Annotated in this window: 23 protein-coding genes; 14 read left to right on the top strand and 9 right to left on the bottom strand. The window is 65.4% G+C overall.

Going from position 1 to position 15,718, the window contains the following annotated elements:
* Positions 1 to 70: 70 nt before the first annotated feature.
* Together IEY28_RS02075 and IEY28_RS02070 are read left to right on the top strand one after the other, a co-directional pair.
* A complete protein-coding gene (locus IEY28_RS02075) occupies positions 71 to 1,210 on the top strand; it encodes an acyl-CoA dehydrogenase family protein (RefSeq protein ID WP_188994087.1) in 1,140 nt (379 codons plus the stop codon).
* Positions 1,211 to 1,286: 76 nt separating this feature from the next.
* On the top strand, positions 1,287 to 1,565 hold the full coding sequence (locus tag IEY28_RS02070) for a hypothetical protein (protein ID WP_220639368.1): 279 nt from the start codon (positions 1,287 to 1,289) through the stop codon (positions 1,563 to 1,565).
* Between the two features lie 29 nt (positions 1,566 to 1,594).
* Here IEY28_RS02070 and IEY28_RS02065 read toward each other — a convergent pair whose 3' ends face one another.
* Positions 1,595 to 2,005, bottom strand: a complete 411-nt coding sequence (locus IEY28_RS02065) for a universal stress protein (RefSeq protein ID WP_188994085.1) — start codon at positions 2,003 to 2,005, stop codon at positions 1,595 to 1,597.
* A gap of 55 nt (positions 2,006 to 2,060) precedes the next feature.
* Positions 2,061 to 3,521 carry an RtcB family protein gene (locus IEY28_RS02060; protein ID WP_188994083.1) on the bottom strand — a complete coding sequence of 487 codons (1,461 nt, stop codon included), beginning with the start codon at positions 3,519 to 3,521 and terminating at the stop codon, positions 2,061 to 2,063.
* Positions 3,522 to 3,737: 216 nt separating this feature from the next.
* Between IEY28_RS02060 and IEY28_RS02055 the strand changes: the two genes are divergently transcribed.
* From IEY28_RS02055 to IEY28_RS02045, 3 genes are all read left to right on the top strand, one after another.
* Positions 3,738 to 4,262, top strand: coding sequence for a DoxX family protein (locus IEY28_RS02055; RefSeq protein WP_188994081.1), 525 nt, complete (start codon positions 3,738 to 3,740; stop codon positions 4,260 to 4,262).
* A 15-nt stretch (positions 4,263 to 4,277) separates the two neighbouring features.
* On the top strand, positions 4,278 to 4,565 hold the full coding sequence (locus IEY28_RS02050) for a hypothetical protein (protein ID WP_188994079.1): 288 nt from the start codon (positions 4,278 to 4,280) through the stop codon (positions 4,563 to 4,565).
* 126 nt (positions 4,566 to 4,691) lie between these two features.
* Positions 4,692 to 5,156 carry a redoxin domain-containing protein gene (locus IEY28_RS02045; RefSeq protein WP_188994077.1) on the top strand — a complete coding sequence of 155 codons (465 nt, stop codon included), beginning with the start codon at positions 4,692 to 4,694 and terminating at the stop codon, positions 5,154 to 5,156.
* Here the strand turns inward: IEY28_RS02045 and IEY28_RS02040 are convergent.
* Positions 5,153 to 5,686 carry a GNAT family N-acetyltransferase gene (locus IEY28_RS02040; protein ID WP_188994074.1) on the bottom strand — a complete coding sequence of 178 codons (534 nt, stop codon included), beginning with the start codon at positions 5,684 to 5,686 and terminating at the stop codon, positions 5,153 to 5,155. The two genes, IEY28_RS02045 and IEY28_RS02040, sit on opposite strands and share 4 nt — an antisense overlap.
* A 112-nt stretch (positions 5,687 to 5,798) precedes the next feature.
* On the opposite strand from IEY28_RS02040, the gene nth reads away from it, so the two are divergent.
* Positions 5,799 to 6,485: an endonuclease III gene (gene nth, locus IEY28_RS02035; protein ID WP_188994072.1), complete on the top strand. Its 687-nt coding sequence runs from the start codon at positions 5,799 to 5,801 to the stop codon at positions 6,483 to 6,485.
* 18 nt (positions 6,486 to 6,503) lie between these two features.
* Here nth and IEY28_RS02030 read toward each other — a convergent pair whose 3' ends face one another.
* The 3 genes from IEY28_RS02030 to IEY28_RS02025 all read right to left on the bottom strand — a co-directional run bounded on the left by IEY28_RS02030 (position 6,504) and on the right by IEY28_RS02025 (position 7,740).
* Positions 6,504 to 7,022: a universal stress protein gene (locus tag IEY28_RS02030; protein WP_188994070.1), complete on the bottom strand. Its 519-nt coding sequence runs from the start codon at positions 7,020 to 7,022 to the stop codon at positions 6,504 to 6,506.
* 104 nt (positions 7,023 to 7,126) lie between these two features.
* The gene (locus IEY28_RS20730; protein ID WP_268239414.1) at positions 7,127 to 7,261 is read right to left on the bottom strand and encodes a hypothetical protein; all 135 of its coding nucleotides are present in this window, start codon (positions 7,259 to 7,261) and stop codon (positions 7,127 to 7,129) included.
* Entirely contained in the window at positions 7,258 to 7,740 is a 483-nt protein-coding gene (locus IEY28_RS02025) for a DUF7321 family protein (protein WP_188994068.1), read from the bottom strand. Before IEY28_RS02025 ends, IEY28_RS20730 begins: the two co-directional genes overlap by 4 nt.
* 85 nt (positions 7,741 to 7,825) lie before the next feature.
* Between IEY28_RS02025 and IEY28_RS02020 the strand changes: the two genes are divergently transcribed.
* The 8 genes from IEY28_RS02020 (at position 7,826) to IEY28_RS01985 (ending at position 13,012) form a co-directional block, all read left to right on the top strand.
* Positions 7,826 to 8,695, top strand: coding sequence for a DUF7319 domain-containing protein (locus tag IEY28_RS02020; protein ID WP_188994066.1), 870 nt, complete (start codon positions 7,826 to 7,828; stop codon positions 8,693 to 8,695).
* 61 nt (positions 8,696 to 8,756) lie between these two features.
* Positions 8,757 to 9,422 carry a halocyanin domain-containing protein gene (locus IEY28_RS02015; protein ID WP_188994064.1) on the top strand — a complete coding sequence of 222 codons (666 nt, stop codon included), beginning with the start codon at positions 8,757 to 8,759 and terminating at the stop codon, positions 9,420 to 9,422.
* Entirely contained in the window at positions 9,422 to 9,841 is a 420-nt protein-coding gene (locus tag IEY28_RS02010; RefSeq protein ID WP_188994062.1) for a DUF7318 family protein, read from the top strand. Before IEY28_RS02015 ends, IEY28_RS02010 begins: the two co-directional genes overlap by 1 nt.
* Before the next feature lies 1 nt (position 9,842).
* On the top strand, positions 9,843 to 10,703 hold the full coding sequence (locus IEY28_RS02005) for a ubiquinol-cytochrome c reductase iron-sulfur subunit (RefSeq protein ID WP_188994060.1): 861 nt from the start codon (positions 9,843 to 9,845) through the stop codon (positions 10,701 to 10,703).
* 3 nt (positions 10,704 to 10,706) lie between these two features.
* On the top strand, positions 10,707 to 11,510 hold the full coding sequence (locus tag IEY28_RS02000; protein ID WP_188994058.1) for a cytochrome b: 804 nt from the start codon (positions 10,707 to 10,709) through the stop codon (positions 11,508 to 11,510).
* Between the two features lie 4 nt (positions 11,511 to 11,514).
* Positions 11,515 to 12,282, top strand: a complete 768-nt coding sequence (locus tag IEY28_RS01995) for a cytochrome b family protein (RefSeq protein WP_188994056.1) — start codon at positions 11,515 to 11,517, stop codon at positions 12,280 to 12,282.
* A 126-nt stretch (positions 12,283 to 12,408) separates the two neighbouring features.
* Positions 12,409 to 12,747 carry a DUF7315 family membrane protein gene (locus IEY28_RS01990; RefSeq protein ID WP_229783065.1) on the top strand — a complete coding sequence of 113 codons (339 nt, stop codon included), beginning with the start codon at positions 12,409 to 12,411 and terminating at the stop codon, positions 12,745 to 12,747.
* Positions 12,740 to 13,012 (top strand): DUF7314 family protein, encoded by a 273-nt coding sequence (locus IEY28_RS01985; protein ID WP_188994054.1) that lies wholly within the window; start codon positions 12,740 to 12,742, stop codon positions 13,010 to 13,012. Before IEY28_RS01990 ends, IEY28_RS01985 begins: the two co-directional genes overlap by 8 nt.
* 145 nt (positions 13,013 to 13,157) lie before the next feature.
* Here the strand turns inward: IEY28_RS01985 and IEY28_RS01980 are convergent, their stop codons facing one another.
* From IEY28_RS01980 to IEY28_RS01970, 3 genes are read right to left on the bottom strand one after another with little or no spacing between them, the layout of a single operon-like run.
* Positions 13,158 to 13,619, bottom strand: coding sequence for a DUF7313 family protein (locus IEY28_RS01980; RefSeq protein WP_188994052.1), 462 nt, complete (start codon positions 13,617 to 13,619; stop codon positions 13,158 to 13,160).
* A gap of 51 nt (positions 13,620 to 13,670) precedes the next feature.
* Positions 13,671 to 14,390, bottom strand: coding sequence for a diacylglycerol kinase catalytic domain-containing protein (locus IEY28_RS01975; RefSeq protein WP_188994049.1), 720 nt, complete (start codon positions 14,388 to 14,390; stop codon positions 13,671 to 13,673).
* Positions 14,391 to 14,445: 55 nt separating this feature from the next.
* Entirely contained in the window at positions 14,446 to 15,681 is a 1,236-nt protein-coding gene (locus IEY28_RS01970) for a digeranylgeranylglycerophospholipid reductase (protein ID WP_188994047.1), read from the bottom strand.
* Positions 15,682 to 15,718 lie beyond the last annotated feature (37 nt).

Genomic DNA, 15,718 nt, shown 5'->3' with positions numbered 1-15,718 from the left:
CGGAAGCGGGGCGGGCAGATAGGGTTTGTGCCCCCCATGGTATTTGATGGCAGGATACGTACCCGGTGGCATGGACTTCACCCTCCCAGCGGAACATCGGATGATTCGAGACTCGGTCCGGGAGTTCTGTGACGAGGAGATAGCGCCCATCGCACAGGACATCGAGGACGAACACCGATTCCCCGCCGAGGTGTTCGACGAACTCGCCCAGTTAGACGTGATGGGCGTCCCCATCTCCGAGGAGTGGGGCGGACTCGGCGGCGATCAGTTGATGTACGCGCTGGTCTGTGAGGAACTGGGCCGAGTCTCCGGCTCTATCGGCCTCTCCTACGCCGCCCACGTCTCGCTGGGGTCGAAGCCCATCGAACTGTTCGGCACCGACGCCCAGAAGGAGCGCTGGCTCGAACCGCTGGCGACCGGCGACCACCTCGGTTCGTGGGCGCTGACCGAACCCGGGAGCGGCAGCGACGCCAGCGACATGGACACGACGGCCGAGAGAGACGGCGACGAGTGGGTGCTAAACGGGACCAAACAGTTCATCACCAACGCCTCTGTCGCCGGGTCCGTCCTCGTGAAGGCCGTCACGGACCCCGGCGCCGGCTACGACGGCATCTCGACGTTCGTCGTCGGCCCCGAGGACGACGGCTGGGAGGTCACGACGGAGTGGGAGAAGATGGGGCTGAACGCCTCGCCCACCTGCGAACTGCTGTTCGACGACTGCCGGCTTCCCGCGGACCGTCTGCTCGGCGAGGCAGGCGACGGCTGGGACCAGACGCTCGAGACGCTCAACGGGGGCCGCATCTCCATCGCCGCGCTCTCGGTGGGGCTGGCACAGGGCGCGTTCGAGGCCGCGAAGTCCTACGCCACCGAACGCGAGCAGTTCGGCCAGCCCATCTCGAAGTTCGACGCCGTGCGGGACAAGATAGTCGAGATGGACCGCAAGATAGAGCGCGCGCGACTGCTGACCCAGAAGGCCGCGACGATGTACGACGAGGGCGAGGACACGACGCGCATCTCGTCGGTCGCGAAACTCGACGCGAGCGAAATCTGTCGGGAAGTCGCCGAGGACGCCGTGCAAGTGCTGGGCGGGTACGGCTACACCACCGACTTCGCACCACAGCGGTTCTACCGCGACGCCAAACTGATGGAGATCGGCGAAGGGACCAGCGAGATTCAGCGACTGGTCCTCGGTCGCGAGTTGGGCCTCTAGTGGGCCCCAGTTGCGGTCGGATACTATCGGCTTGCCTGCTGCCGGTTTCCGGTAAGTTCCCACAAGAGGAACGCCTATGACGGAAGGCGTAACCTACCACAGCATGGACCTGCCGAACCTGCCACTGCCGAACGCGGACACCCTCGACCAACTCGCGGGGGTCACCGGACTCGGCTGGACGACGTCGCTACTGGGCTTTCTCACGACACTCATCGGGTACGGGAACAGCCTCCTCAGTCGGTTCGCCGCAGAACCGCAGACGCTCCTGTATCTCGGCGTCGCGTTCTTTCTGGCGACACTCGGTCTCGATAAACTCTCAGAGTCGATGCGAGAGCGACGAGCGACGTCAGAGTAGGTCCCGTATCTCGTCGGCGGGTGCGTGAGTCACGCGCCCGTATTCGGGACGATAGTGACCGGCACCGACGCCGCGTCGACGACCGAGAAGGCGGCGTCGCCGGACGCGAGTCGCCCCCTGAGCCCCTTCGGTTCGTGGCCCATGACGATGTGGGTGATGTCGACGTCTGCCGCGACTTCCAGCAGTTCCTGTCCGATACGGGTCCCCTCACGAGCGTTCGACCGGCCGACGTGTTCCAGCGCCACCGTCGCGACCACTGTCTCGTCTGCGAGACGGTCTCTGAGCATATCGCGGACTCGTTTGGCCTCCGCGTCGGCGAGGTGGTCGTCCAGCAGGTGGACGACGTACAGTTCCGCATCGAACGCCTCACCGAGTTTGACGGCGGTGTCGAGGACCTCCTCGGACACCGCGTCGTTGGCGACGGCCACGAGGATGGTCATATACGAGTGCACGAGTCGAGACAGCATAGTAGTTTTCGGCTGGCTAACAGGACTGTCAGGACGTTGCTTTCAGATTGTGGACGGCGTCTAACCACTCCACGACCGCCGCGGTCGGTTCGAGGGCGTCGACGATCCGCCGGGCGTCCTTGTAAGCCATCGGTGCCTCGTCGCGGACGCTCTCGACGACGGACTCGGAGTAGACGTCGGCCATCGCGTCGGCGAAGTCGTCCATATCGACCACGTCGTGGGCCTCGCTCCGACTCATCACCCGCCCCGCGCCGTGCGGGGCCGTCTGGTGGTACGCGTCGTTGCCCTTCCCCCGGGCGAGGACGGACCCCTCGGCCATGTTGAACGGGACGACGAGTCGCTGGCCCTCGCGGGCCGGGGTCGCACCCTTCCGGATGGTCAGGTCGCGGAAGTCGACGTAGTTGTGAATGCTCTGGAACCGGTCGACCGGGTCGACGCCCAGCGACTCACAGATGGCGTCGCTCATCAACTCGCGGTTCCAGCGGGCGTACTGCTGGGCGAACAGCATGTCGACGTAGTAGCCGTGGGCCTCCCGCCCCTCCAACCAATCGAGGTCACTGTCGCGGCCCTCGTCGTCCCCACCCACGTGCGGGCCGAGCGACCCCAGTGCGTCGAAGGCGTCTTCGATGTCGCTTCCGTCGAGTTCCCGTCGGAGTCGGTCCTTTCGGATGTGGGACTCGCCCTTCCCGCCCGTGACCCACTCGTAGAGGTCCGGGTCGCTCACCGTCTGGGGGTCGAACTTCAGGAACTCGGCGTACTGGTCGGGAATCCGCTCGCGGATAGCGCCGATGGCGCGGCGGTCCGTGGCTTTCGACTGCCAGTACTCGGCGACGGACTTCCCCAGATAGCGCGAGCCACTGTGGACGACCACCCAGTAGTCACCGCTCTCGCGTGCGCGTGCGAACTCCACGAAGTGATTCCCGCCGCCCAGCGTCCCGGCGCTCTGGATGACGTGCCCCATCCCCTGTCGCTGATCCGCGAGGACGCGGTCACACAGCGACTCGAAGTACTCGCCGTCGTAGCCGTCGAAGTCGAACTCGATGGGATCGACGCGCTCGCCGAACCGCTCGGCGAAGGCGTCGTCGAACTGCTCGAACACGCGGTTGGCTCGCTCGAACGGGAATTCGTCGACGAGGTGCGGGGCGTCGTCGTAGTCGTGGACGTCTCGTCCCATCGGGACACCCTCGCGGACGCGGCGCTCTCGCTCGGCGTCAGACAGCGGTAGGTCCGGGCCGATGTTCGTCGCCGCCATCCCACACCCCACGTCGACGCCGACGATGTTGGGGACGATGCGGTCACCCAGCGGCATCGTAAAGCCGATGGGCGCACCGGCACCCCAGTGGGTGTCGGGCATCACGCGAACCGGTTCGGTGAACGCCGGGTGATCGACGAGACGCTGGATCTGGTCGCGACAGCCGGCCTCGACCAGCGACTCGTCCTCGACCATCACACGCGCCGTCGTGTACGCACCCTCCAACTCCAGTACCATCTCGATGGAGGGTAGTCGAGTCGGTGTGTTGAACCTCACGGTGGGGTGTCGAGCGGTCCCACCCACGTTCGACATAAAAACCCGTAACCGAACGGGGCCGTGTCACCGACCATCCGCAATTCACCATTCTCAGCCGCTCAGAACCGTTTTCAGTCGGTGGGAACGCACTTCTGATTATATCAGTATAGCATGCGGACGTCTATATGTGAGGTAACGATGTCCTATCAAGCAACCAACCCCCTGGCCGACGAGTTCGAACTCGCACTGGACGGGCCGTTGACGGCGTACTGGCTGGCGTTCCTGCGAGTGGTCACCGGATGGTGGTTCTTCCACGCCGGCGTGACCAAACTCATCGAGGACGGTCTGGCCTTCAGCTACGGGCCGGCCTACATGCAGCAGATGACCGGCACCGCGCTGGGCCCCATCCCGGTCTGGATGGGCAACAACCTCGCGTGGCTCATCGCGCCGGGCGTCCCGCTGTTCGAGACGCTCATCGGGCTGGCCCTGATGGTCGGCGCCCTGACCCGACTGGCGGCCTTCGGCGGGGTCATCTTCATGGTCCTGTTCTGGGTCGGCAACGCGGGCTTCGGGCACGGCCTCGTCAACGGCGACCTGATGGGCCTGCTGCTGTTCGCCACGATGATGGTCGTCGGCGCCGGCCGGTACTACGGCCTCGACGCCATCGTCGAGAAACTGGCGTTCGTAGAGCGCCACCCCAAACTCCGGTACATACTCGGCTAACGAGGTGACAAAACCATGACTGACATAATCGACAAGGCGGCAATGGCACTGAGCGGCGGACTGATGCTGCTGGGCATCGTCGGATTGGGCATCGTGGAGATACTCGCCGGCCCGCCCTACGGGGCGGCCCCAGTGACGAACGACGCGGGCGAAATCGTGGCGACGCCGATGGTCGATCCCACGCTTCGGACTGGCCTCGTCCTCGCCGGACTGGTCGTGCTGGGCCTGTACGCGGCCTACAAGCTAGCGACCCCGGTCGAGGAGGCCGACACGGCGAAAGGCGCCGAGACGATGGCCGACTGAGAACCGTGCGGCCCGACTACCGACCCTGATTGTCCTCCGTTATCGTGACGCCGACGAGCGACCGCTGTCGGCGGACCGAGCGCCACCCGCCCGTAGGCTTTTTTCGCCGCCGTGCGTCCGGCCGGTATGCTCGACGCAGGTGACCCGGCACCGGACTTCGACCTCGACGGCACTGCCGGTGCCGGGGTCGGTTCGTACCGTCTCTCCGCCGCGAGCGAGCAGGTCCCCGTGGTCGTCGCGTTCTACACCGAGGACTTCGCGCCGGCCTGTACCACCTATCTCGAAGCCCTCCGTGACACCGACTGGGGGGCGCTGACCGACGCTATCGCCGTCTTCGGCGTCGCGCCCGGCACGCTGGACGACCATCGGGCGTTCGCCGCGGACCTCGACCTCCCGTTCCCGTTGCTGGTGGACCACTCGGGCGTCGACGCCCAGTTCGGCGTCCAGCGACCCGACGGCAGCACGCGACAATCGGCGTTCCTCGTCGACGCGACCTGTCGAGTCCGGTTCGCGTGGGCCGACGACCCGGAGCGGCCGTCGGACGCGCCGCCGGACATCGGTCCGGTGCAGGACGCCGTCGCGTCGCTCTAGTCCCGCCACTCCGGTTCGAGGAGGCCGTAGACGTGGACGTCCTCGTGGGTGCCATCGCGGTACCAGTGGTCCCGAAGCACGCCCTCTCGCTCGAACCCGACCTTTTCGAGGACCCGCTTCGAGGCCGCGTTACCGGCGAAGGCTTTCGCCTGTATCCGGTGCAGACGCAGTTCGGCGAAAGCGTAGTCGACGAGGGTCCGTGCCGCGTCGGTGGCGTAGCCGTTTCCCCACGCGTCGGCAGCGACGTAGTACCCGAGTTCGCCGATGCCGGCCCGTTCGTCGACGCCGTCCAGACCCACGGTACCGACCGGGTCGCCGTCGGCACAGATCAGGAGGTGCACGTCGTCGGCGTCGGGGTCGGCGACGGAGTCGACCCACTCGCGCTCTGCCTGTGCGGTCTTCGGGCGGGCGAAGGCGAGTCCCGCGCGGACCGCTGGGTCGTTGATAGTCGCACAGAGGAAGTCGACGTCGGCGTCTTCGACGACGTGCAGCGTCACGTCCTCGCCGTGGAGGAAGGCTGGGCCGGGCATACGCCCCACATCGGTGGTATCGGGCAACAACGTTTCGCTGCGGTGACACGGAGCCCCACACCGGCCTGCCGCGAACGATAGCCCAAAGAGTGGGCCGTCCCGTCGTGGTACCATGGGAACACCGCTGGCGAGTCGCGAGGCACAGGCCGAGGCAGTCGTCGAGCGACTCCACGGGGAGTACCCTGACTCGACCATCTCGCTGAACTACTCGAACCGGTTGGAACTGCTCGTCGCCGTCGTCCTCTCGGCACAGTGTACCGACGAGCGAGTGAACGAGGTCACGAAAGACCTCTTCGAGAAGTACCGGACCCCGGAGGACTACGCCGCGGCAAGCGAGGACGAACTGGCCGACGACATCTACGGCATCACGTTCCACAACAACAAGGGTGGCTACCTCAAGGGCATCGGTGAGAAAATCGTCGCCGAACACGACGGCGAGGTACCCGACGAGATGTCGGCGCTGACCGACCTGCCGGGCGTCGGCCGCAAGACGGCCAACGTCGTCTTGCAACACGGCCACGACGTCGTCGAGGGCATCGTGGTCGACACGCACGTCCAGCGGCTTTCGCGCCGTCTCGGATTGACCGAAAAAGAGCGGCCCGAAGCCATCGAGCAGGACTTACTCGACGTGGTGCCCGAGTCGGAGTGGCAGCAGTTCACCCACCTGCTCATCGACCACGGGCGAGCGGTGTGTGGCGCTCGGTCTGCCGAGTGTGGTGAGTGCGTGCTGGCCGACATCTGCCCCTCGGAGAAGGGCGACAGCGACGTCGACCTCGCCTCTGGCGAGGCGTGGAACTAGCGCTCTCTGGGCCGGGGATTAGGAGTCTTCCGACCCCTCTTGCAGACGGACAGTCAGGACCGGGACGTCGGCGCTCCGGACGACTTTCTCGGTGACGCTCCCCAGCAGGAACCGGTCGATACCGCGTCGGCCGTGGGTCGGCATCACGACGAGATCGACGTCGGCGTCCTCGGCGTAGTCGATGATAGCCCGATACGGGTTTCCGCGACGGACCGACGTGACCGTCTCGACGTCGTGGTCCGCGAACACGTCGGCCGCCGCAGCGACGAGTTTCGTCCCTGCCGCCTCTAGCTCGTCCATCCTGCCGCTTCCCGTCTCGGTCATCCCCGACTCGCGCTCGATCTCGTCGGGTTTGACCATCCCGGAGAAGCCGGTGTCGTCGTCGCGCATCACCATGTGCGAGACTTCGTTCTCGCTGTCGGCCACGTAGAGCACGTGGACCGTCGCCCCGCACAGCGACGCGAGGTCGATAGTCTGGTTCATCGCCGCTTTAGCACCCGGGCTCCCGTCCGTCGGAAAGAGGATTCGGTCGTACATGGGCCGTCACCTAACAGTTCGGCTGACGTTGTTGTCAACCTACCGTCGTTTCTACGAGTCCGGCCGGCGAATCTGGGGCTGTGGGAACGATTCGTACAGAAACACTACGGGTCGCCAGCGATGGAGACGACATCTTTGACGAGCGTGTACAGTGCCACCGTGCCAGCGAGGACCTGCGACAGCGTCGCGGTGTCGGCGGTCGGCGGCGTCAAAAAGAGGTGGCGAGCGCTCCATCTCACACGACGTAACGCAGGACGTACCGGGAGACGCCGACGACGTACGCCAGCATCCAGAAGATGACGTACCCGAACACGCCGATCCGGAGGCGTGAGCGCCAGTGGCTCATCTGGTCGCCGCCGATTTCGTCCAGCAACAGGTCCTCGTCGTAGTCGTTGTACAGGTCGTGTTCCCGTTTGGCCCGGAAGATGCGGACGATACCGGTCCCGCCGAATAGGAGGAGCGCGTACGCCTGCAGGCCGAGGTAGGCGTGGACCGCCGACAGTCCCCCCAGTTGCTCGGGCAACCGTGGCGCCATCCAGACCAGCATCGGTACCGTCGTCAGGACGAGTCCGGTGACGACGAACTTCAGGTGGTGCAACAGGACGTCCCACGTGACCGGTTCCGTCTCGATGATGTAGTACGCGCCGTAGACGAAACAGGGGAAACTCAGCGTCACCGACACGAGCGCGACTGAAGCTACGACGCCGTCCGACACCATATCCCGGGTTAGGACAGGGCGCGCTAAAACGTGCCGGATACGGAAGGTCAGAAGGCGTAAGTCGGAGGAAACCCTATCCTCGCCAATGGCAGACTCCGACTCGACGTCGCCCGAGGCGGACGCTGACGCGGACAGCGACGCCGACCGGTCACGGCCCGCTCGGGCGGCGAGCGAGCGTGCGGAGATGGACGAGGTGGACACCGAGGCGCTCCGCAAACAGGTCGAGGAGAAGTACGACTTCGACGACTTCGGCCCGGCCGACATGGCCGAGATGACCGCCGAGGAGTGGGACGTCGCCTTCGACGAGGACTCGTGGATAACCGGCGACGAACTACTCGACCGAGTGACCCGGGACCTCCGGAACCGCGTCTCGACCCGCGACGTGTTCGCGCGCATCGAGCGCCACCAGACCCCGCCGCGAGTGCTCGCGTACTCCGACGAAGGGTACGCCATCGTCTATCCGGACGGAAGCGTCGAGGGCGAGGGGACGGTGTTGCGGGACGTCAAGCCGACCGTCGCGCTCTGCTCGATGGACTCCTACGACGTGCCCGAGTCGGTCCCCGACAACCCGCTCCCCGAACCCGAAGCCGTCCCGGAGGGCGGCGGCGAACTCGGCAACCGGATGTTGCAGGTCATCGCCGGCGCCCAGCTGCTTGCCGGCCTCGGCCTCCTCGCCGGTGGCGTCCTCGCCATCGCGGGCGTCGTCGGCGGCCCGGGGGCAAACATCGTCGCTCTGTTCGTCGCCGGCCTGGCGTTCGTCGGCATCGCGTTGGTCCTCTTTTTCACCGTCGCGAACGCTCGGCTCTCCGATAAGTTTCGGGCCGAGGAGTACCGCGACCGACTCAGAGCGGTCGGCCTCGAAGACGGGGAGCGACCCGACTTCGTTCCCGAGCTAGCCCCCAAGAACGGAGGGGAGAACTCGGAGAACGACGAGACGGACGAAGCCGCGGCGTGACGGTGCCTGCGGGCGGTATCCGGTGGGTTTATACAAACACAGTCCTGACTTCGGGACGTACATGAACAGGCGGGAGTTCGTCCGGACTGCAGGGGGTGCCGCAGGCGCTGCGGCCACCCTCGGTGCCGCCGGCACAGCCGCTGCCCAGGAAGAGGGCGGCGGTGACGGCGGCCAGACAGCACCGGACTACGGCGGCTATCTCGATCAGGTCGGGAACTTCTCCGGCCCCACGAGCACTGTCGACGCGACTGGACAGGACACTGCCACCGTCGAGGTCGGTGTCAACGCGAACGGCGGGGCCTACGGGTTCGGCCCGCCCGCGATTCACGTCGACAACGGCGCGACCGTCCAGTTCGAGTGGACCGGCGAGGGCGGCGGCCACAACGTCAAGTCCGACGGTGACGGCCCGCTGGATTCCGGATCGACAGTCGCGTCCGCCGGCGTCAACTACGAACACACGTTCGAGAACGACGGTATCTACCCGTACTACTGCGCCCCCCACGAAGGGCTGCAGATGAAGGGCGCTATCGTCGTCGGGGAGGACTACCCCACACAGACCATCGGTGGCGGCGGACCCAAGGAGGTCAACCCCCACGAGGCAGGGGTGCCGATTCAGCCCCACTACGTCGGCTTCGGCGCCGGGCTGGCGGTCATCATCCCGCTCATATTCACCTTCTTCCAGTTGAAGTACGGTGAATCGCCACACACCAGCGGAGGGAACAACTGATGGCATCCGAAGGCTCCACCTACGGCGACATCCATCGGTACGAACCGCCACGCGAGAGTACCGCAGCGGCGGTCGGCATCGTCCTCCTGACGGTCATCCAGATCGTACTCGTCGGGCTGTTCACCTACGGGATGCTCATTGGCTGGGCGTCCGGTATCGGGACGTCGCTGACCGTTCGCCTCATCGAGGCCAACATGTTCCTCGGTGGCGTCCTGACCGCAATCTTCCTGGACCTGGCGTTCATCATGCTTCTGTACCGCAAGGAGTTCCTCCCGGACGTGATGATCGTCAAGAAGCGCCGTCGCAAGTGGGAAGACCTCTACATCCGACAGGAAGACGTCGAGGGCGAGACGCTCGCAGACGAAGAGCAGCTAGTCGAGACAATCAAACGCGCAGTCTACCCCTACTACAAGAAGTAATATGCCACTAGACGAAGACAAGTATCCAGCCGAGACGGGTCGGCGTCGTTTCGTGAAGGGCGTCGTCGGCAGCGCGGCCCTCACCAGCGTCGGTGTCGGTGGGGCCGCCGCCGTCGACGCGACGACGGACGCCGCCGGCGAAGGTGGCGGGACGACGACGTTCGTCGGTGTGGAGAACACCGACGGGCCGGCACCGCGCGGGATGCCCATCATCCCCATCCAGATAGACGGCGGCGAACTGAAGGGCATCTGGCCCGAGTTCGACTCCGAAGCCGGCGTCGCCATCGCTCGGGACTTCGGCGGTAGCGGCATCGACTACTCCTCGGCTTGGTTCCAGTACTGTGGTATCCAGAGTTCTTCGGGTATCTACCCGCAGGCCGAGCGAAACAACACCTTCCTCAACAGTCCCGGGTCGTTCACCTGGCAGGGCGAAATCGAACAGGGCGCGCCGCTCACCGTCGACATGTTCGAGGACTATCAGGAGTGGGGCAACGGCATCGGGAAGTCCGGCCTCGGGAAACCGGCGAGCGCCAACTGGCGCGACGGCGAGGGCGGCGGCGTCCCGGTACAGCTGATCCGGTCCGTCGAAGTCGAGAAGATGGCAAACGGCGAGGGCAAGTACGGTGACCTCCCGAGCAGCGTCCAGAGCTTCATCTCGGAGGCCACACAGGACGGGTTCATCGCCTGGCTCAACAAGTGTACGCACTTCTGCTGTGTCCCCGGCTTCAAGACACAGGAAGGGAGCGTGAACTTCGGCGCCGAGGACCGAATCTACTGCCAGTGCCACCAGTCGGTGTACAACCCGTTCAGCCCGGTCCAGAAACAGTTCGTGGCGCTCCCACGCCCGCCACAGGAGGGCTAACCCATGAGCTTAGAACGCAAAGACGAACACGACCACAAAGGCTGGATGGAATCGCGCGAGCTGTCGCCACTCGAATCGATATACCTGACCACGCTCATCTGGCTCGATAAGCGCCTGCGCGTCGTTGACTACCTCGAGATTCTCGAGGACCTGTACTACAAGGTCAACATGCAGATGCCAAAGAGCCACACTGAGCAGTACAACCTCGACAACAAGTTCTGGTACTGGTACCCACTGTACGCGCTCGGGTCGTTCTCCACCATCGCGTACATTGTGGCTGCCATCTCCGGCGCGTTGCTCGGGTTCTACTACGCCCCGGCCGCAGCGGCCGCCGACGGGTCGCCGACCGTCGCGTATGACTCGGTGATGCTCATCATGGGCCAGTTGAACCTCGGGTACTTCCTGCGCTCGGTCCACCGCTGGGCCGCACAGGTCATGGTCGCGGCGGTGTTCCTCCACATGCTGCGCGTCTACTTCACGGGCGCGTACAAGGAGCCCCGTGAGCTCAACTGGCTCATCGGCATCATCCTCATCTCGCTGACGCTGGTGTTCGGGTACACGGGCTACCTGCTCCCGTGGAGCCAGCTATCGTTCTGGGCCGGCCAGATCGGCGTCGAGATGTCACTGTCCATCCCGCTCATCGGCGAGTGGGTCGCACAGCTGATGTTCGGGGGGTTCACCCTCTCGCAGGCCACGCTACAGCGGATGTACATCCTGCACGTGTTCTTCCTCCCGTTCATCACGACGGCACTGATCGCCGTCCACATCGGCATCGTCTGGATGCAGGGCATCGCGGAACCACACTGATACAATGAGCACCAACGACACAGACGACGAGGTTCGCACAGACGGCTCGGGCGGCGGTATCGTCGCGCCTGACGACGAGACGCCGACGTGGTCCGAGCGCAAACAGCGGTCACAGGGCCTCTCGCGACTTACCTACGAGTACTTCGAGCGGTCCCGTCGTGAGGATCAGGACCTGCGCCAGCAGTCCGACTACGTCGAACGCGACGTCCTCGCGTTCCCGGCGTGGCCCCACGAGATGATTCGGAACCTCGCTCTGACGAGCTTCTTCGTCGGGATGATCCTGTTTCTCGCGGCGACGCTCCCGCCAGAGATGCCGAACCCGGCGAACTCCGCCGTGACGCCGGCCATCATCCTGCCGGACTGGTACCTCTACTGGTCCTTTGGCCTGCTCAAACTCGGGCCGCTGAACCCCGACCTCTCGATACTGGGCGGACAGAAGCTGATGGCCGACCGAACGTACGGCGTACTGGCCAACGTGGTCGTCGTCGGCTTCGTCGCCATCGTGCCCTTCATCAACAAGGGGTCGGCGCGACGACCGGTCGAGCAGCCCTTCTGGGCCGCCGTCGGGATGTCCGGCGTCATCTTCAGTCTGACCATCGCCGCGCTGTCCATCAAGAACCTCATCCCGATGGACTCGCACCTGCTGTTCGACCTGACGTTCCTCGTCCCCATCGTCAGCGCCACCATCACCTACGCGGTGCTGAAGACGATGCGCGAGGGCTACATGTTCGACCTCAACCGCCGGTACTACCGGCTCCGACCGCCGAAGTAACTCGTCGCCGTTTTCTCCCGCCTTCGTCCCGACGTGACTGCGCTTCGAGAGCGGTCGCCGTCTCCATCGCCGACCGACTTGCCCCGTCTCGCCGCAGTAAAGTACCTCGCGTCCCTAGCTATCGTGATGACCGAGGACCAGTCGGGCGTGCCGACGACAGAGGCCGAGGCCACGGAGGACGCCGGGCGGTCCCGAGAGGTCGTGGTCCCGCTTCGCGTCTACAAGACCGTCACGGTGTTCTCGACGCTCATCGCGGTTTTCAGCGTCGTCGGTGGGTTCATCCTGGTCGACGTCGCGACCAACCGAGCGTCGGCACCGGCCTCGGAGATAGACGTCCCGGTGGCTATCGCCGGCATCGGCCTCATCCTCTTGGGCACCGTGGTCTATGCCTTCTCGACGCGCTTTCGCACCGAAGAGATGGGAAAGTCTAAAGACGACGCTGACGAACTGTCCGATAATGGCTGACGAGTTCATCAAAGGGTTCGCCGCGCTGATGGTCGGCGGACTCGGTTGGATGACCATCGCGGGCTGGTACCGAACACCGAGTTTTGAGGGCGCACAACTCATCGGCGAACTGCCCCCGGCGGAGACGCGGACGGTGTTCGACAACATGGCCATCGCCATGATGGACGTGTTCTTCTGGTTCGCCGTCCTCGGCTGTCTCACCTTCTGGGTCCTCATCCCGCTGTTCGAGGAGGCCCGCAACTACTTCAGCGAGCGGTCGGCCTGAGGCGATACTTCTCCCCGTTGTCGACACGTCGAGTAGCGGCGGCTACAGTCGGCTGCTGTGGCGAGTCGTCCGGAAGCGTCGGTACCGTCGATACGTAGAGCGACCGCTGGCGAGCGAGGAGAGCGCGGAGAACGCCGTCGGCCCGTCAGACGATGGCGGACCAGGGGCCCTTGATGACCCAGAAGAGGCTCTGGTAACCGGCATAGAGGAAGACCACCATCGCGGCGACCAGTGCGCCCTTCGGTCGTTCGAGGGTGAGGTCACGGCGCGCTTCGACCTTGCGGGACTCGAACTCGAAGAAGTCGGTAATGACCATGCCGAGGACGAGCACCGACAGGACCATCCCGCCGTGGTGAGCGAGAGTCAGGTAGTAGAACGACGTGACGACCAACAGAACGTTGCTCACGACGTGGACCGGATGCCGACTGATGGCCTCGGCCCCACCGTCGTCGTACTGAGCGGTGTAGCGTCTGTGTGCCAGCATACGCGTCCCGAAGTTGGCGACCACCAGCGCGAGGAGGACGTACTCGACGAGGAGCACGCCACCGGGACCGGTGGTCCCCATGATGGTGTCCAGTGGCCCGAAGAGGGTGACGGATGGCTGCATACGCAATCCTCTGTCCGAGGGCCATTAGTGTCTTTCCAATCTCAGCAGGAATCAGGCGAAGCGGGACCGGCTCTCGGTGACGACGGCGACCCGCATCGTCCCGGTCCGCGAGATGGAGATCGTCTGTCCGCAGGCGACGGTGCCCTCGTCGACACCGTCGACGTACAGCGCAACGGTCGCCTCGTCGCGTTCGACAGAGACGGTGAGGTCGTCCAGCGGGAGTACCCAGTGGTCGGGGTTCGTCGCGAATGGCGCGATTGGCGCAGTGACGCCGACCGCTCCCTCCGGCCCCAGCACCGGACCGCCGACCCGGCGGGCGTACTCCGGCGACCCGGCGGGCGTCGCGATAGTGACGCCGTCAGCGCGGAACTGGCCGACTGAATCCGTCGGCGTCGCTACTGCGTACTCGGAGATCCGGGCGGCGTCTGCGGTGACGGCAGTCACGTCCCACACCGCCTTCCCGACCGTGTCGCCGGCGGTCGTGACCGACACGACGGGATGTCGCTCTACGTGGGCGTCGTCCATGGATCGGACAGCCGCGAGAACGGCGTCCCGCGTCACCGATCTGACGCCGCGCCCGGCGGCGACGGGGAGCAACAGCGGGTCGTGGCCGCTCGTCCCGACCCCACTCACGGCCGTCTGGCCGACGGCGACGACCCGGTCGGTACTCGGCGGGTCCGCCGGCGACCCCGTCACGACGGAGACGCCGACGTCGCGGAGGCGGTCGGCGACGGCCTCGTCTCCGACGACACCGAGCGCGCTGTCGCTCATTGTCAGAGGGTTCGACCGGCCGGAGAAAAAGTTGCCGCACCGGGTTCGCCTGCCATCAGTTCGTCAGGCGCCGGCGGGCGTATCTGGCCAACAGCGGGACGTCAGAGAGGTGCGTGAGCTTCGCGATGGCCCGACGGTCGCCGTTGTTTATCTGCGTGAGCGTATCGTCGTCGGTCCGCCGGAGGTCGGCCATCAACTGGTCGTATCGCTCGTTCGGCGCGAGATACAGCAGTTCGGTCATCATCAGGCGCGAGGAGTGCTTCGGGGCGACCTGACTGTGCCACAGTTGGTCGTAGACCGACAGCGACTCGGCGGAGGTGTCCGGCGTCTCGGGTGTCAGCGCCGCGTCGACGGTCGCAGCGGCGGCCCGGGCGGACTTCATGCCCTTGTGGATGCCTTCGCCCCACAGCGGGTCGATAGTCGGGACGGTGTCACCGATAGCCATGAAGTTGTCCGTGCTGAGCGACTTCGGCGGCTGGATGTGGGCGGACCCGCGGTGGGCCTGCGTGCCCTCGATCTTCTCGGCGTCCTCGAATCGCGGGTCCGTATCGAGCCAGTAGTCGAGATAGTCGTCGATACCCATCCCGTCTTTGGCGTACTCGTGGTGAGACGCGTTCTGGATGTAACAGAGGCCGACCTTGGCGGTGTCCTCGCCGGTGTGAAAGATCCACGAGTAGCCGCCGGGCGCGAGGTCGTGGTCCAGTCGGAGCATCATCGCGTCCCGCAGGTCGGCGTAGCCGTCGTGGTTCAGGTCCACGTTCTCGAACTCGTACTCGATGCCGATGGCCTGATGGTCGCGCTTGAGGTCACAGACGCCGAGTTTCTTCGCAAGCGGCGCCGCCGGTCCGGTCGCGTCGATGACGATGTCGGCGTAGACCTCCTCGTCGCCGTCGTAGCGGACGCCGACGACTTCGCCGTCCTCCATGATGGGGGCCGACACCCGCGAGTCGAAGCGATACGTCGCCCCCTTCTCGCGGCTGTCGCGCACGAGGAAGCGTTTGAAGTCGGCGAACTCCAGGACGGCCCCGGTCTGGGTGCGGACGTAGTGGTCGTTCGGGGACTCGAGGACCACCTCGTCCGTGTACTGCATGACCACCTCGTCCGGGATGGCAAAAGAGGTCATCGCGGAGGGGAAGGTTCCGGCGGTGGACTTGTTGCTCTGACGCGGGAACTCCGATTCCTGCTCGGTCTCGAGTACCAGCACGTCGTAGTTCCGCTCGGCCAGGTCGCGGGCACACTGCCCGCCAGCGGGCCCGGCCCCGGCTATCACCACGTCAAAGCGGTCGCGCATGATTGTGGGTTACTCGTGTGCGTAATCAGTCTTGCTT

Source organism: Haloarcula pellucida (genome assembly GCF_014647235.1).
In the GTDB taxonomy this organism is placed as follows: Archaea; Halobacteriota; Halobacteria; order Halobacteriales; family Haloarculaceae; genus Haloarcula; species Haloarcula pellucida.
The sequence above is the reverse complement of the archived record's forward strand: the minus strand, read 5'-3'. Positions and strand labels throughout refer to the sequence as shown.

Coding starts and splice junctions, on each gene's coding strand:
- IEY28_RS02075 (WP_188994087.1), top strand. CDS start 71: ATGGACTTCACCCTCCCAGCGGAACATCGGATGATTCGAGACTCGGTC.
- IEY28_RS02070 (WP_220639368.1), top strand. CDS start 1,287: ATGACGGAAGGCGTAACCTACCACAGCATGGACCTGCCGAACCTGCCA.
- IEY28_RS02065 (WP_188994085.1), bottom strand. CDS start 2,005: ATGACCATCCTCGTGGCCGTCGCCAACGACGCGGTGTCCGAGGAGGTC.
- IEY28_RS02060 (WP_188994083.1), bottom strand. CDS start 3,521: ATGGTACTGGAGTTGGAGGGTGCGTACACGACGGCGCGTGTGATGGTC.
- IEY28_RS02055 (WP_188994081.1), top strand. CDS start 3,738: ATGTCCTATCAAGCAACCAACCCCCTGGCCGACGAGTTCGAACTCGCA.
- IEY28_RS02050 (WP_188994079.1), top strand. CDS start 4,278: ATGACTGACATAATCGACAAGGCGGCAATGGCACTGAGCGGCGGACTG.
- IEY28_RS02045 (WP_188994077.1), top strand. CDS start 4,692: ATGCTCGACGCAGGTGACCCGGCACCGGACTTCGACCTCGACGGCACT.
- IEY28_RS02040 (WP_188994074.1), bottom strand. CDS start 5,686: ATGCCCGGCCCAGCCTTCCTCCACGGCGAGGACGTGACGCTGCACGTC.
- nth (WP_188994072.1), top strand. CDS start 5,799: ATGGGAACACCGCTGGCGAGTCGCGAGGCACAGGCCGAGGCAGTCGTC.
- IEY28_RS02030 (WP_188994070.1), bottom strand. CDS start 7,022: ATGTACGACCGAATCCTCTTTCCGACGGACGGGAGCCCGGGTGCTAAA.
- IEY28_RS02025 (WP_188994068.1), bottom strand. CDS start 7,740: ATGGTGTCGGACGGCGTCGTAGCTTCAGTCGCGCTCGTGTCGGTGACG.
- IEY28_RS02020 (WP_188994066.1), top strand. CDS start 7,826: ATGGCAGACTCCGACTCGACGTCGCCCGAGGCGGACGCTGACGCGGAC.
- IEY28_RS02015 (WP_188994064.1), top strand. CDS start 8,757: ATGAACAGGCGGGAGTTCGTCCGGACTGCAGGGGGTGCCGCAGGCGCT.
- IEY28_RS02010 (WP_188994062.1), top strand. CDS start 9,422: ATGGCATCCGAAGGCTCCACCTACGGCGACATCCATCGGTACGAACCG.
- IEY28_RS02005 (WP_188994060.1), top strand. CDS start 9,843: ATGCCACTAGACGAAGACAAGTATCCAGCCGAGACGGGTCGGCGTCGT.
- IEY28_RS02000 (WP_188994058.1), top strand. CDS start 10,707: ATGAGCTTAGAACGCAAAGACGAACACGACCACAAAGGCTGGATGGAA.
- IEY28_RS01995 (WP_188994056.1), top strand. CDS start 11,515: ATGAGCACCAACGACACAGACGACGAGGTTCGCACAGACGGCTCGGGC.
- IEY28_RS01990 (WP_229783065.1), top strand. CDS start 12,409: ATGACCGAGGACCAGTCGGGCGTGCCGACGACAGAGGCCGAGGCCACG.
- IEY28_RS01985 (WP_188994054.1), top strand. CDS start 12,740: ATGGCTGACGAGTTCATCAAAGGGTTCGCCGCGCTGATGGTCGGCGGA.
- IEY28_RS01980 (WP_188994052.1), bottom strand. CDS start 13,619: ATGCAGCCATCCGTCACCCTCTTCGGGCCACTGGACACCATCATGGGG.
- IEY28_RS01975 (WP_188994049.1), bottom strand. CDS start 14,390: ATGAGCGACAGCGCGCTCGGTGTCGTCGGAGACGAGGCCGTCGCCGAC.
- IEY28_RS01970 (WP_188994047.1), bottom strand. CDS start 15,681: ATGCGCGACCGCTTTGACGTGGTGATAGCCGGGGCCGGGCCCGCTGGC.